Below are 12,983 nucleotides of genomic sequence, written 5' to 3'. Positions count from 1 at the left end.
TTTATTGGAAGGGAAGAAGATGAAATATGGAATATATTTATATGTTCAAACAACTTTGGTTCTACGCTGATCGAGAGCGATGGAAAGTTGTGATATACCTCATTTTACATGCTTTTTCTATGCTTGGAGAGTTAGGTAAACCGTATGCATTTGCTATGGTGATCAACGCCCTGCAAAAGAATGACCCATCTGTTGTCGATGAGGTAGTAAAATGGCTTATGTTTTATGTGCTGTGTTTCTTTGTTTTTGAGATTTTCCATCGCAGTGCACGTTTCATTGAAAGATATGTTGCATTCCGCAACCGGAAACGGTTTATTACAGCTATGTATGATCATCTCCACTCTTTGCCACTAGGTTGGCATTCGGACAATCACTCAGGATCCGTGATTGACAGGGTGAACAGAGCTGGTAATGCCATCCATCAATTTAGCGAGGCACAGTATGTGTTTGTAGATTTCTTTATGAAGTTTTGGGGACCATTGATCATTTTATGGACGATATCCCCGACCATCTCCCTCATTACTTTTGCAAGCGGTATTCTCTTGGTATTTATTACGAAAAAGCTATATGACTTGTCTGTACCGCAATACCGAGCACAAAATGAAAGGCTGCACCATTTAGCGGCAGCACTTTTTGATTACATTAGCAATATAAGAACGATTATTATGCTGAGACTTGGTCACCTAGCAAGAAACGATATTGAAGAACGCATCAATCGTGTTTTTCCACATTTGGCGAAAGAGAATGTGATCACACATATCAAATGCTTTATTTCAGGCCTGATCATGGTGCTGCTTGATGTTGGTTTGATTTTCTACTACATCTATGAACAGAAACAAGCCGGTGCAGTCATCATGATTGGCTCTATTACTTTGATTTTTCAGTATCTCCATCAATCCATGTCATCTTTCCAATTTTATACAGGCGGATATGAGTCGGTTATTCACTGGAAAACCGATTTTGAAGCAGTAAAACTGATCCTCGACGATAAAGAAAAACCTCATGAACAGGAAGAAACTTGCCTCGAGAAATGGAACAAACTTGATGTTGAGTCCCTAAACTTCTCGTATGGGGATGGAAAACATCAGCTTACAGATATCTCGGTGTGTTTGAAACATGATAAAAAGATTGCATTTGTTGGTGAAAGTGGTGCTGGCAAGAGCACCCTGCTCCAATTGCTGCGTGGGTTAGTTCCTATCCAACAGGGGATTTTGACGAAGGATGATGGCAAGAATTTATCATTTGATTATCTTGCAAGTACAACAACCCTTCTTCCGCAAGAACCTGAGATTTTTGAAAACACGGTACGATACAACATTACAATGGGAATGCCGGCGAGTGATGAAGAAATTGATTCTGCGATTTGGGCCGCTGGTTTCAGCGATGTTGTAGAGAAATTACCTAACGGTCTTGATAGTGATATTCGAGAAAAAGGTGTGAATCTCTCTGGTGGTCAGAAGCAAAGACTTGCTTTGGCTAGGGGTGTTTTCTCCATCAGAGACAGCAGTATTGTATTACTAGACGAACCCACCTCAAATGTAGACCCGGCTACCGAAATGCTTATTTTTAAGAGATTGTTCGAGCGGTTGTCTGGAAAATGTATGGTAAGCGTGCTGCACAGATTGCATTTGGTCCGATATTTTGATTATGTATATGTATTTAAGCATGGGAAAATCGTCGAGGAAGGTACTTTCGACAATCTCTGTCATGCAAACGGGGAATTTACTCGTCTTTGGAGTAAATACCTAGCTGAAGACGGAGTTCAATAAAACTAACAGGCTGCCCTGGCAGCCTTTTTTTTGTGCGTGTATGGGCTGAGCGCTAAATGTACCTTAGCGTACGCTTTCCCCGCTTTGTTGGTGGTATAGATACCAAAAAATTCCCTTGCATAACGAACGTTTGTTCTGTATATAATATATAATAAGAATATATGTTCCTATTTTGGTGGTGGGATAAATGAGTATCAACCCGAGAGTTGAAGCAGAAGAAGATATTCAGATCATCAAGGAATACACGTTATTGCCCATTTTGCTGAATATGTTAGTCAGAGATATTGATGAACTGAAAATTTACAAGGATAAGCTCGTGTACAATCATGTGATTTTTTATTTAATGGAGGTTGAGGATTCGATTTATCCACGACTGCAAAGTCTGAAAACGATGATGAAGAAGCGGGATATCAAGGTGTTGAACACCGAAATGAACGCAAAGGGCATTCAGGTGGAATACAAGGTTCGCGGCTATATTCATGAGTTTACGATGCTGAGAAGCTTGGTCAAGGCAGAATTGATGACCACGCTGATGAATATGCGGAGGCGATTAGAGTGAAGCAGACAAGAGAGGCTCAAGTGGGCGAGAAGACGATTTTTCTAGCGGATTGTCAAAGCTTTTATGCCAGTGTGGAGAAGGCGGATCATCCTGGATGTAAGGATCGCCCTGTTGCTGTGGCGGGTGATCCACTGCGTCGATCAGGGATTATTCTAGCTGCGTGTCCCATTGCCAAACAGTATGGTGTGACAACTGCCGAACGTTTGGGCGAGGCGCTTAAGAAATGCCCTGATCTTGTTATTATGCGCCCTCGCATGCAGCATTATTTAGATATTTCGCTGTTAATCACAAAAATTTATGAAGAATATACAGATCTGGTTGAAGTGTTTAGTGTCGATGAACAGTTTCTAGATGTGACGGCAAGCCAGCCTTTCTATGGAGACCCGATTACCATTGCACAGACGATCCAGATGAAGGTATTTCAGCAGACAGGTGTCCGCGTGCGCGTTGGAATCAGCTCGAACAAAATATTGGCGAAAATCGCGACGGACATCTGGGCGAAGAAAAATGAAAGTGGCATTTTCACATTACCTTCGTCTGAGGTGGAGTCCTTGTTGTGGCCACAGCCGGTACATAAGATGTTCGGTGTTGGCTCTCGCATGACCGCACATTTGATGCGCCTTGGCATGACGACGATTGGTGATATTGCGCGGACGCCGCTGCCATCATTGCAAGATAAATTTAGAGCTCGATTTGGCAAGCAGTCGGATATTCATGCGGAGGTGCTGTGGCGTACAGCCAATGGTTTAGATGATAGCCCCGTTACTCCGCAGACCTTCGATACGCCACCCAAGTCGGTTGGTCACATGATGACTTTGCCACGGGACTATGAGGAGCCGTCAGAAGTCGATACGATTTTGTTGGAACTGACGGAAGAAGTGTGTCGGGATTGCAGGCGAAAAGGCTATATGGGCGCTGTCGTAACGGTCAGCTGTATGTGCAGTCCATATGAAGCACCGACTGGATTTTCGCGGCAAATGAAGATGCCTGATCCGACGAATCATACGAGCACCGTGTTCGAGATGGTGAAGCTATTATTTTATAAATTTTGGGATAAGATGCCTGTTCGTCGTGCGGGTGTCATGTTAAGTCAGCTCGTTCATGACGAAGAGTATCAATTGACTCTTTTCCAAGATCAGGTGAAAGCTAGGTCCTTGGATAAAGTGACGGATTGGATCAAAGATCGTTATGGCAGTGCAGCGATTGTGCGAGCATCCTCGTTAACAGCTGCAGGTCAAGCGGCGGAGAGAGCGGTTAAGATCGGGGGGCATTATAAATGAGTAAAAAGTTAGAAAAGAACGGTCTATGGGAGTCCAGTCGGATGATGTTGCCTCAGCATAAAGAAGCCCTGATTGAGAGGCGTAATCCACGGGTGCAGCTGCCGGAAGAGCAGGTTTACCCAACAACGGAAGAACTGGAATTGATGAAAGACTCTGTGCTGCTTCCGATTATGCATACCTTTGTGCTCAAAAGAACACACACCGTCGAGAACTCGTCCGATCCACTAAGACAGTTGTACGCGAAAACCACCGAGGTGCTTGCCAAGCATATTCAGCTCGATCTGCTTCAGGTTAGAAGATGTTTGGCCGAGAAAAAAATTCATATTCATGAAGATGAAAAAGACGATCACATGCTCCGTTATCGCTATAAGTATCGCGGGTATGAGGATCATTTTACAATAACGCGAGATTATCTTCGGGTGGAGATGGGGATGCGCATTGGGCGGTATGTGGATGGGTTGTTAGCAAGCCTATATGGCAAAAGAAAAGTGAATGAGCAGCGCGCTTGACAATAGAAGCAGGCCCTCGATAATCCCAATAGGGTAAAGAGGGCTTTTTACGTGCTTGAATGAAGCGTAATTTACCGCTCTTTTGTTAAATTCATCAACAGCAAATTATTATACTTATCTGCATGCTTCTGTTCATCCAGGATAATGCCCCAGACCGTATCTCGATAAATGCCGGGAGGAAGACCAAACCAGATTTTTCGATATTTCTCAACTGCTGCTAATTCACCTTGAAAAGCTTTTTGCAGACCCGCAATATAAGAGCTTACTTGCTCCGGTTGTTGACTGCTAACGCCTGTTACCTCATAACCCGTTAAATCCCGATACATTTGCCGGAACATTTGATTATGTCCACGCTCATCGTTTCGTATAGAAACGATAACCGCAGCTTGTTCGGGATTAGGTGATAGCTTAATGAGTTGATCATAAAATAACTCATCGTTGCGTTCCCCCTGAACTGCCTCTTTAATGAGCTCAAGCGCTTGTTGCGTGGAAACGGACCAGACTGGAACAAAAACAGATCGATTCCAATAAGGATAAACCATGTACAACGGCCTCCCCCCAATCTCTTCAAAAGTCATATTGCCCATCGTATGCACAACCGCCTATTAGGGTGATAGACGAAACAAACGCAGCCTGTCTCATCGAGAGAACGGACTGCACGATTACATATAAAACAAATGTGGGAATTGCCTAACAATCCCGTTCGTGAACATATCTGCCATCATAAGTGCTTGTTTCTCAATTTGATCGTAAGTAGCAATATCTGCGGCGAAATTGCCTTGGAGTCTATACACAGCTTCGTTCTTGGTCAATGCCAAATGCTCATGTAGCATAGGTTGCATTTCACTGACGGGCCAATAGGGGTTAATGCTGCTTAAGAATAAGGCAATTTCATCGGCGTTGGCGTACCATCTTTTCTCCGCGTCTGCGGCTTTGGCAGTGTCACCGGCTTTGGCTGCTTTTACGAGTTGATCGGCGATGATCAGATGGTCCCGCATTAAAGCTTCAAATTTGGAGGCGATTTGATTTCCGTAATACGGCTTCAGCAAAGCAGCCATATCGGAGGGAGTTTGCAGTAGGCGCTGGGTCACAAGTTTTTCATCGGGTAAGCTTGCAGCAATACTTATAATGGTCATTCTTGTCCATGCCACATGCTGCTCCCAGACCATCCGCATGGCATTCGAAAGTTGTAATGCTGCCATACTGATTCCGCAGGAAGTGGGGTGCGCAATCGTAGAGCGATAAGGCATAAAACCCATGTGATAGGCAAACATCGTGAATGAACTCCTTTATAGAAATAATTCACAATATGTGCGAATGTCACGGGAGGTGCATAAAAAATAAATTTACTAAGTGACTGCCTTCGTCGGACCGAGTAAATGCAGACGCATGAGTTGAGTTGTAATATATTTGGGCGTGTAGGGTAAATCATTTTCCAGCCAATGTACGATAATGCCAAGATGCGCAGCCGTACAGTAACGGATAATGATTTCCCGAGGAACCTTTAATTCACGGTCAACGGGTTGAGCTATCGTGGTTCTTTGATAAAGACCTTCTCTAATCACACTTTCCATACGCCCAGCGAAGTTGGGAAGCCCGTGCTCACCAAGCATCACTTTATAAAATTGGGCATTAGCAGCGATATGCTCAAATTGTCGAACCATCGAAGGAGGAGGTGTGTCTTCATCGAAACAGAAGTCACTAGCTGCAAAGTTAGGAGGTAGCTGAGCAGTAGCGTGGAGTTCGTTTAGCATCGCGTCAGTGACCTTTTCTAAAAGATCGAATTTATCTTGATAGTGTAGATAGAATGTAGCTCGATTAATTTGTGCGCGTTCTGTAATGTCACGGACGGTGATCTGTTCGAAGCTTTTTTCTTCCATTAACGATAGGATTGCATCTCGGATGACGAGAAGGGTCCGCTTCATACGGGGATCAAGTGGCTTGGTTGGTGTGGACATCAGGACACCTCACTGTCTAAAATGATAATTTTATGCAACACGGAAGGAAACTTTGTTGATTATACGACAGAAGCACTCCATTTGTTGGTTGCTGAACTTCTTATCTAAGATTTATTATAAGCAACACATCGTTGTTTTTACAACACAGTGTTGAATAAATCTAGAGGTAGGGGAGATGTAAGATGACAGCGAAACCGCTAAAAGTGGGGCTAGTTACAACTGGGTTATTAATGGGTTTGATTTTATCATCGCTGGATCAGACAATTGTTTCTACGGCGATGCCGACCATTGTAAAAGGGCTAGGGAGCGGAAACTTGTATAGCTGGGTATTCGCCATCTATATGCTTGCTTCCACAACAACAATGCCGATCTATGGCAAATTGGCAGATTTGTTCGGACGCCGAAGGATGTACTTGGTTGGGTTAGTTATGTTTCTGATCGGATCGCTGCTATGTGGATTTGCAGGGAGTATGATGGAACTTATTGTTTATAGAGGGATTCAAGGTCTGGGTGCGGGTGCGCTTATGCCGATTACGTTTACGATTGTTGCTGATATTTTTCCACCAGAGCGGAGAGGCAAGTTCATGGGGCTGTTCGGTACCGTATTTGCCATTTCCAGTATATTTGGACCCACACTTGGCGGGATCTTAGTTGATTATGGGCATTGGAGTTCAATTTTCCTCATCAACTTACCAATTGGTATCGGTGCTCTCATCGTGCTGACTTTAGGTTTGAGAGAGAATCGGAAACAGGCTGACAAGCGTTCGATTGATTGGCTCGGGGTGATTACTTTAAGTGGGGCGATCATATCCATACTCTTAGTACTTGAAATAGGACGAAGAAGTCAAATATGGAACGATGCGCCAACGATTGGCTTGTTTGTTGGAGGGGTTGTTCTAATGGCTCTATTTATTTGGATAGAAACCAAAGCGAAGGAACCGATTATACCGCTAAAGTTATTCCAATTGCGGACAATTGCGTATGGGAATATTGCTGGTTTCTTTGTAAGTGCAGGAATGCTTGGTGCAATTGCTTACATTCCGCTTTATGTACAAGAGATAATCGGTGTAAGTCCTTCGATTGCCGGATATATTTTGACACCGCTTATGTTATCTACGGTTGTGACCTCGACGCTGAGTGGCTGGCTGATGAATCGACTGTCTTATCGTGCTATCCTCATGTGCAGCTTGATGCTTATGGTGGTTGGATTTATTTTACTAGGCCAAATGGGTGTGGAGACAACGAAGACAGAAATTATTCTGTATATGGTCATCACGGGTTTAGGCATGGGTGCCGTATATCCAACGATTGGAACGGCAGCAGGGGATGCCGTAGATTGGCAACTAAGGGGTGCAGCGACGTCATCTTCGCAATTTTTCCGTTCCTTAGGAGGAACGATTGGTGTGAGCGTACTGGGCAGTTTTTTGACAGAAGAAATGACATGGCATACAAGCGTGGATAAAGCAGCTTTAAGCGGCACGTTAGATCAGATTTTTATATATGGAGCTGTGTTTGTAGGGATTAGTTTATTGGCAAGTATCGGGTTTGGAAATGCGAGATTGGTGCAGCGTAAAGTGGTTAAGGAGAATGTGAAGATAAGCTAGTAAGATAGAAGCAGCCCCTCTCAAGAGAGAGTGGCTGCTTTTGTCGTTTTTTAAAAAGATGGAAATGAGCTTGTCACTAACTTGCAGTCTCACTTACTTTTTTCGTGATCGCTTTATACTCTGTCTCACTAACCAGCGTTTGGTCCTTATTCATCAACCAAGTATAAGCGAGCATGGAGATGACAAGTCCGAATATCCACGCATTGTCCCATACGAATGTGAGGGCAGGAATGTATTTGCAAGCAAAGGTAATCAGAAGGCCAACGATAAGTGCCCAGATCGCTTTGTAATTAAAACCTCGACTGTAGTTATATCTTCCATCCAATTGATAAAGTTCAGCTAGATGAATTCTCCGTTTCCGAACGAACCAATAGTCTGCAATCGCGATGCCATCAATGGGTCCTAGTAGTGCTCCATAAGTGCCGAGCCAGAGAAAAATGTAGTTTCCGAAATTTTCTAGGATGTACCACGGCTGCATGAGTAGTGCGACAACCCCAGTAATCAATACGCCCATGCCGTAAGTGAGTTTGCGTGGCATGAGGTTCTCGATCGCTCTAGCAGGTGCAATCATGTTCGCAGCAACGTTTGTGGTAACGGTTGCAAGAATAATGCCGAGTGTTCCTAAGAAAATAACGAATGGAGGGAACTTAGCAAGCAATGCCGCAGGGTCCCAGATGGCTTCTCCATAAATAATAACGGTAGCAGAAGCAACAGCTACTCCGATAAAGGAGAACAGTCCCATTGTGGTCGGTAGTGAAATGGATTGACCGACGATTTGTGCCTTTTGACTCTTGGAGTAACGGCAAAAATCCGGAATGTTCAGGGCAAGTGTCGCCCAGAAAGCAATTGCCCCTGTTAAGGATGGGAAGAACACTTTAAGAAAATCGCTAGTGGACGCGAACTTGGCAGGTGCTGATAACATTGGACCCCAGCCGCCCGCTGCTGAGAATGCCCATGCAAGTAGGGCAAGACTCATGATGATTAAGGTTGGAGCTGCCCAAAACTCCATCCGACGAATGGCTTCAGGACCCCGATAGGCTAGAAATACATTTAATGCCCACATGAATATAAAGCTGATGCCAAGATGCCCCGGCACGCCTTCCCAGCCGCTCATAGCAACAAGTAGAGTATCTAGCGCAGCTCCAGCGAACCAGCAGTTAATGCCGAACCAGCCTGCACCAATCAGCCCCCGTGCGAGGGAAGGGATATGAGTACCTTTTGATCCGAACCATAGACGAGCAAATACGGGGTATGGAATGCCATACTTGGTTCCAGCATGCGAATTGAGCAAGATCGGGATGAGAACAATGAGGTTCCCTAGAATGATTGTGCCTACGGCCTGCCACCAATTCATGCCAAGCGAGATGAGTCCAGCGGCGAGTGAATACGCGGGAAGACAGATACACATTCCGATCCATAGACTCGCAAAGTTGTACCCTGTCCAGTTATGCTCACTTTTGCGAGTTGGACGTAGTCCTTCGTTATACAAAGGACTATCTTTAATCAGATTCTCACCTTCAGCGCTCAGTGTAACAATTCCATTCTCCTCATGCTGTGATTGCATACGATCCCTCCTCTACAGGTTGCTGCCGATGCAAGGAAGACAATGCCCTCTAAGAACGATTGTACTCGGCTACTTTCTTGAATATTCATGTACTACATTAAAACCCTCTATTAATAGAATAAATAACGGGGGAAATTTGTCCGTGAATGTTGGGCATGAAACGGGAAGGGGTAATGACCATTGAGTCAGATGGAAGAATTGACAAGTAAGGAAGAACTTTTGGAAAAAGACCGCAAATACGTGTGGCATCACATGTCTCCACATCAAGATAATCCTATGATCTTTGTCTCGGGCGAAGGGAGTTGGATTACAGATGCAGATGGCAATCGCTATCTAGATGGGATGTCGGGGCTATGGTGTGTCAATGTGGGACATGGTCGTGAAGAAATCGCTCAAAAAGCCTATGAACAAATGAAAACGCTTGCATACTCACCGATGTCACAGTCGCACGAACCTGCGATTCAGCTTGCGGAGAAAATAAGTGGATGGCTGGACGGAGAGTATCGTATCTTTTTCTCTAATTCGGGTTCGGATGCGAATGAAGTTGCGTTTAAGATCGTCAGGCAATATTTTCATCAAAAAGGAGAATCGACGCGCTACAAATTCATTTCGCGCTATCGGGCATATCATGGCAATTCAATGGGGGCGCTTGGCGCGACAGGACAATCTTCAAGGAAGATCAAATATGAGCCGCTTGGAACAGGATTTGTGCATGTGCCACCGCCATATTGCTATCGCTGTCCATTCGGCCAAACTCATGACAGTTGTGCAATGCAGTGTGCCAAAGCTTATGAAGATACTATTATTGCGGAAGGTCCCGAGACGATCGCAGCCGTTATTCTAGAGCCTGTTATTACAGGTGGGGGGGTCATTGTACCGCAGGATGAGTACCTCTCCATGGTCAAGGCGATCTGTGACAAATACGGCGTGTTGATGATCGTCGATGAGGTCATATGCGGCGTAGGTCGTTCGGGCAAGCGATTCGGGCATCAGAATTATGGGGTGAAACCCGATATCGTCACGATGGCAAAAGGGCTGACTAGCGCGTACGCCCCGCTATCCGCAACAGCTGTGCGTGCGGATCTATATGAGAGTTTTAAAGAGCCAGGTGCCACTTCACACTTGCGCCATGTCAATACGTTCGGTGGTAATCCGGTGTCCTGCGTAGTCGGGCTGGAAAATATGAATATTTTGGAGCGGGAAGGGCTAGTCGAGCAAGCTGCGGCTTTAGGTGAAGGGCTTCGTGAGCGGTTAGCTCGGTTATCCGATCATCCCAATATTGGGGAGATTCGTTACTTTGGCTTAATGTGCGGCATCGAGATGGTCGAGGATCGGGTAACGAAGACACCTGCATCCCCAGATAAGGTGCTGAAGATTCTCCAAAGTTGTAAGCAACAAGGGCTCATCATCGGTAAGAACGGCGACACGGTTCCGGGATATGCGAATATCTTGACGATTGCGCCACCGTTTGTCACGACGGAAGAAGAATTGGATCTGATCGCAGATGTGCTGGAGAAAGCTTTTGCACAGTTATAAGGGCTAGCGAGTCATGTAAATGAAAGGAGCTGCAAGTGATGATACAATCTTCCACTTTCTCTATTCAAACTGAGCGATTGCAGCAGCGCATTCTAGCGTTAGCTGCGATCGGACGTATGGGAGAAACAGGTGTATGCCGACTTGCACTATCCAAGGAAGATTACGAAGGGGTACAACTGGTGAAATCTTGGATGGAAGAGATCGGATTACAGGCACGGATAGATGATTTTGGTAATTTAATCGGTCGTATGGAAGGGCGTAATCCGACTGCGCCCATTCTCATGCTTGGTTCGCATATCGACTCTCAGCCGTATGGAGGGAGGTTTGATGGTGCGATCGGTGTGCTTGGTGCATTGGAAGTAGTGCAGACGTTAATTGAAGCGAGTTTTACACCGGAGATGCCTATTGAGGTAGTCGCTTTTTGCGATGAAGAAGGGTGTCGATTTAATAAAGGCTTATTCGGTTCTAGGGGCATGATGGGGAAATTGGAAGATGGTGAACTAGAGAGGACAGATAAACAGGGTGTGACTCGTCGGGAAGCGTTGATCAGCTTCGGATGTGATCCAGAGCGTTTTGATGATTCTCAGTATCCTGAGGGCAGTATTGCTACCTTCTTAGAGCTGCATATTGAACAAGGACCTGTATTGGAATCGAAAGGTGCATCGATCGGAATCGTGACAGGGATTGCAGGGCCATTATGGCTCACTGTAGAGATGGTAGGCGTGGCGGGGCATACGGGCTCTGTTCCAATGAATTTGCGTCAGGATGCACTAGTCGGAGCAGCTAAGGTCATTATTGGATTGAATGAATTGGCACGCAGTGAACCTGGAGCGCCAACAGTTGGGACAGTAGGCTCACTGACGGTATTTCCCGATTCTCGTAATATCATTCCGGAGAAGATCAGCTTTACAGTGGATTTAAGAGATATTGACTTGGATCGCCGCCATCGATTGGAAGAGAAGTTAGTGACTCTATTAGATGATGTGGCAGATGAGCATGGTCTGACTTATACCGTCCGCGAGGATACGAATAGTGAGCCTCGTTACTGTGCGGAGTGGGTCAAGAACATTATGCGTGAGCAGGCGGCAGATCTCGGACTAACGGTGCCAGAGTTGATGAGTGGTCCTTTTCACGATTCACTCGTGCTTTCGTATTTTTGCGATTACGGGATGATATTTGTAAGAAGTCAGGCGGGGATCAGCCATAATCCGCAGGAGTTTTCTTCACCTGAAGATATTGGATGTGGTACGGAGTTATTGTACCGAACGGTGAGACATATCGCATCCCAGCCGCAAAGGAGTGAGTCTCATGAATAAGGTAACAGTTGGCTTGATTCAAGCGTCCCATGAAGTACATGGTGACGAACCCATTGAAGTACATAAACGCACGGCAGTTGAGAAACATCTCAGACTCGTTCAAGAGGCAGCAAGTCAAGGCGCACAGATCATCTGCTTGCAAGAAGTGTTCTTTGGGCCGTATTTCTGTGCGGAGCAGAAGACGAAGTGGTATGACGCTGCGGAAGAGATCCCGAATGGTCCGACAACGCAGTTATTTCAAGACTTAGCACGTGAGCTTGGCGTAGTTATTATTTTGCCTATCTATGAAAAAGAAGGGATTGCTTCCTATTACAATACGGCAGCAGTGATCGATGCAGATGGCAGCTATCTTGGGAAATATCGCAAGCATCATATTCCACAGGTGGGGGCTGGAAATAACGGATGTGGGTTCTGGGAGAAGTACTATTTTAAACCAGGGAATGTCGGTTATCCCGTGTTCGATACAGCTTTCGCTAAGGTTGGTGTTTACATTTGCTATGATCGGCATTTTCCAGAAGGTGCTAGATTGCTGGGGCTAAATGGCGCAGAGATCGTATTTAATCCATCAGCGACGGTAGCGGGTACGTCCGAATATTTATGGAAGCTAGAACAGCCAGCTCATGCAGTTGCGAATGGTTACTATGTGGCTGCGATCAATCGCGTGGGGTTTGAAGCGCCTTGGAATATGGGAGAGTTCTATGGACAGTCGTATCTAGTCGATCCACGTGGCAGCATGGTGGCAATGGGCAGCAGGGATCAAGATGAGGTCATTATTGGTGTTATGGATAAAGAGCTGATTCAAGAGGTTCGGGACGTATGGCAGTTTTACCGGGATCGGCGCCCTGAAACCTATGGATCGATTACGAGTTTGTGAGGGAGAAGTAAGTT

The 12,983-nt window shown here is 45.4% G+C and carries 12 protein-coding genes; 8 read left to right on the top strand and 4 right to left on the bottom strand.

What is annotated here, in order from left to right:
- The first annotated feature begins 26 nt into the window (after positions 1–26).
- The 4 genes from ACSBOP_RS13390 to ACSBOP_RS13375 all read left to right on the top strand — a co-directional run bounded on the left by ACSBOP_RS13390 (position 27) and on the right by ACSBOP_RS13375 (position 4,117).
- Positions 27–1,769 carry an ABC transporter ATP-binding protein gene (locus tag ACSBOP_RS13390; RefSeq protein ID WP_442601030.1) on the top strand — a complete coding sequence of 581 codons (1,743 nt, stop codon included), beginning with the start codon at positions 27–29 and terminating at the stop codon, positions 1,767–1,769.
- A 187-nt stretch (positions 1,770–1,956) separates the two neighbouring features.
- On the top strand, positions 1,957–2,328 hold the full coding sequence (locus ACSBOP_RS13385; RefSeq protein ID WP_442601029.1) for a hypothetical protein: 372 nt from the start codon (positions 1,957–1,959) through the stop codon (positions 2,326–2,328).
- Complete coding sequence (locus ACSBOP_RS13380; protein WP_442601028.1) at positions 2,325–3,608, top strand: DNA polymerase IV; 1,284 nt, start codon at positions 2,325–2,327, stop codon at positions 3,606–3,608. Before ACSBOP_RS13385 ends, ACSBOP_RS13380 begins: the two co-directional genes overlap by 4 nt.
- Complete coding sequence (locus ACSBOP_RS13375; protein ID WP_442601027.1) at positions 3,605–4,117, top strand: hypothetical protein; 513 nt, start codon at positions 3,605–3,607, stop codon at positions 4,115–4,117. The genes ACSBOP_RS13380 and ACSBOP_RS13375 overlap by 4 nt, the downstream gene beginning before the upstream one ends.
- A 71-nt stretch (positions 4,118–4,188) precedes the next feature.
- Here ACSBOP_RS13375 and ACSBOP_RS13370 read toward each other — a convergent pair whose 3' ends face one another.
- The 3 genes from ACSBOP_RS13370 to ACSBOP_RS13360 all read right to left on the bottom strand — a co-directional run bounded on the left by ACSBOP_RS13370 (position 4,189) and on the right by ACSBOP_RS13360 (position 6,075).
- On the bottom strand, positions 4,189–4,659 hold the full coding sequence (locus ACSBOP_RS13370) for a ferritin family protein (RefSeq protein ID WP_442601026.1): 471 nt from the start codon (positions 4,657–4,659) through the stop codon (positions 4,189–4,191).
- A gap of 120 nt (positions 4,660–4,779) precedes the next feature.
- Positions 4,780–5,391, bottom strand: a complete 612-nt coding sequence (locus ACSBOP_RS13365; RefSeq protein ID WP_442601025.1) for an acetylglutamate kinase — start codon at positions 5,389–5,391, stop codon at positions 4,780–4,782.
- A 75-nt stretch (positions 5,392–5,466) separates the two neighbouring features.
- Positions 5,467–6,075: a TetR/AcrR family transcriptional regulator gene (locus ACSBOP_RS13360; protein ID WP_442601024.1), complete on the bottom strand. Its 609-nt coding sequence runs from the start codon at positions 6,073–6,075 to the stop codon at positions 5,467–5,469.
- 182 nt (positions 6,076–6,257) lie between these two features.
- Between ACSBOP_RS13360 and ACSBOP_RS13355 the strand changes: the two genes are divergently transcribed.
- Positions 6,258–7,679, top strand: a complete 1,422-nt coding sequence (locus tag ACSBOP_RS13355) for an MDR family MFS transporter (RefSeq protein ID WP_442601023.1) — start codon at positions 6,258–6,260, stop codon at positions 7,677–7,679.
- Between the two features lie 76 nt (positions 7,680–7,755).
- On the opposite strand, the gene ACSBOP_RS13350 is transcribed toward ACSBOP_RS13355, so the two are convergent.
- Positions 7,756–9,243 (bottom strand): NCS1 family nucleobase:cation symporter-1, encoded by a 1,488-nt coding sequence (locus tag ACSBOP_RS13350; protein WP_442601022.1) that lies wholly within the window; start codon positions 9,241–9,243, stop codon positions 7,756–7,758.
- A gap of 189 nt (positions 9,244–9,432) precedes the next feature.
- Here ACSBOP_RS13350 and ACSBOP_RS13345 point away from each other — a divergent pair, with 189 nt between their 5' ends.
- Genes ACSBOP_RS13345 through ACSBOP_RS13335 form a run of 3 tightly spaced genes read left to right on the top strand, consistent with a single transcriptional unit; the run spans position 9,433 to position 12,969 of the window.
- Positions 9,433–10,779: an aspartate aminotransferase family protein gene (locus ACSBOP_RS13345; protein ID WP_442604474.1), complete on the top strand. Its 1,347-nt coding sequence runs from the start codon at positions 9,433–9,435 to the stop codon at positions 10,777–10,779.
- 38 nt (positions 10,780–10,817) lie between these two features.
- Positions 10,818–12,095, top strand: coding sequence for a M20 family metallo-hydrolase (locus tag ACSBOP_RS13340; protein WP_442601021.1), 1,278 nt, complete (start codon positions 10,818–10,820; stop codon positions 12,093–12,095).
- A complete protein-coding gene (locus ACSBOP_RS13335) occupies positions 12,088–12,969 on the top strand; it encodes a nitrilase-related carbon-nitrogen hydrolase (RefSeq protein WP_442601020.1) in 882 nt (293 codons plus the stop codon). The genes ACSBOP_RS13340 and ACSBOP_RS13335 overlap by 8 nt, the downstream gene beginning before the upstream one ends.
- The last annotated feature ends 14 nt before the right edge of the window (positions 12,970–12,983 follow it).

This window comes from Paenibacillus sp. KN14-4R, assembly GCF_052180255.1.
Lineage (GTDB): Bacteria > Bacillota > Bacilli > Paenibacillales > NBRC-103111 > Paenibacillus_AM.
Note: the sequence above shows the minus strand (reverse complement) of the source record. Positions and strands in the feature narration are given on the sequence as shown.

Excerpts from the sequence above, each read along its gene's own strand:
- ACSBOP_RS13390 (WP_442601030.1), top strand. The coding sequence starts at position 27 with ATGGAATATATTTATATGTTCAAACAACTTTGGTTCTACGCTGATCGA.
- ACSBOP_RS13385 (WP_442601029.1), top strand. The coding sequence starts at position 1,957 with ATGAGTATCAACCCGAGAGTTGAAGCAGAAGAAGATATTCAGATCATC.
- ACSBOP_RS13375 (WP_442601027.1), top strand. The coding sequence starts at position 3,605 with ATGAGTAAAAAGTTAGAAAAGAACGGTCTATGGGAGTCCAGTCGGATG.
- ACSBOP_RS13370 (WP_442601026.1), bottom strand. The coding sequence starts at position 4,659 with ATGGTTTATCCTTATTGGAATCGATCTGTTTTTGTTCCAGTCTGGTCC.
- ACSBOP_RS13365 (WP_442601025.1), bottom strand. The coding sequence starts at position 5,391 with ATGTTTGCCTATCACATGGGTTTTATGCCTTATCGCTCTACGATTGCG.
- ACSBOP_RS13360 (WP_442601024.1), bottom strand. The coding sequence starts at position 6,075 with ATGTCCACACCAACCAAGCCACTTGATCCCCGTATGAAGCGGACCCTT.
- ACSBOP_RS13355 (WP_442601023.1), top strand. The coding sequence starts at position 6,258 with ATGACAGCGAAACCGCTAAAAGTGGGGCTAGTTACAACTGGGTTATTA.
- ACSBOP_RS13350 (WP_442601022.1), bottom strand. The coding sequence starts at position 9,243 with ATGCAATCACAGCATGAGGAGAATGGAATTGTTACACTGAGCGCTGAA.
- ACSBOP_RS13345 (WP_442604474.1), top strand. The coding sequence starts at position 9,433 with ATGGAAGAATTGACAAGTAAGGAAGAACTTTTGGAAAAAGACCGCAAA.
- ACSBOP_RS13340 (WP_442601021.1), top strand. The coding sequence starts at position 10,818 with ATGATACAATCTTCCACTTTCTCTATTCAAACTGAGCGATTGCAGCAG.
- ACSBOP_RS13335 (WP_442601020.1), top strand. The coding sequence starts at position 12,088 with ATGAATAAGGTAACAGTTGGCTTGATTCAAGCGTCCCATGAAGTACAT.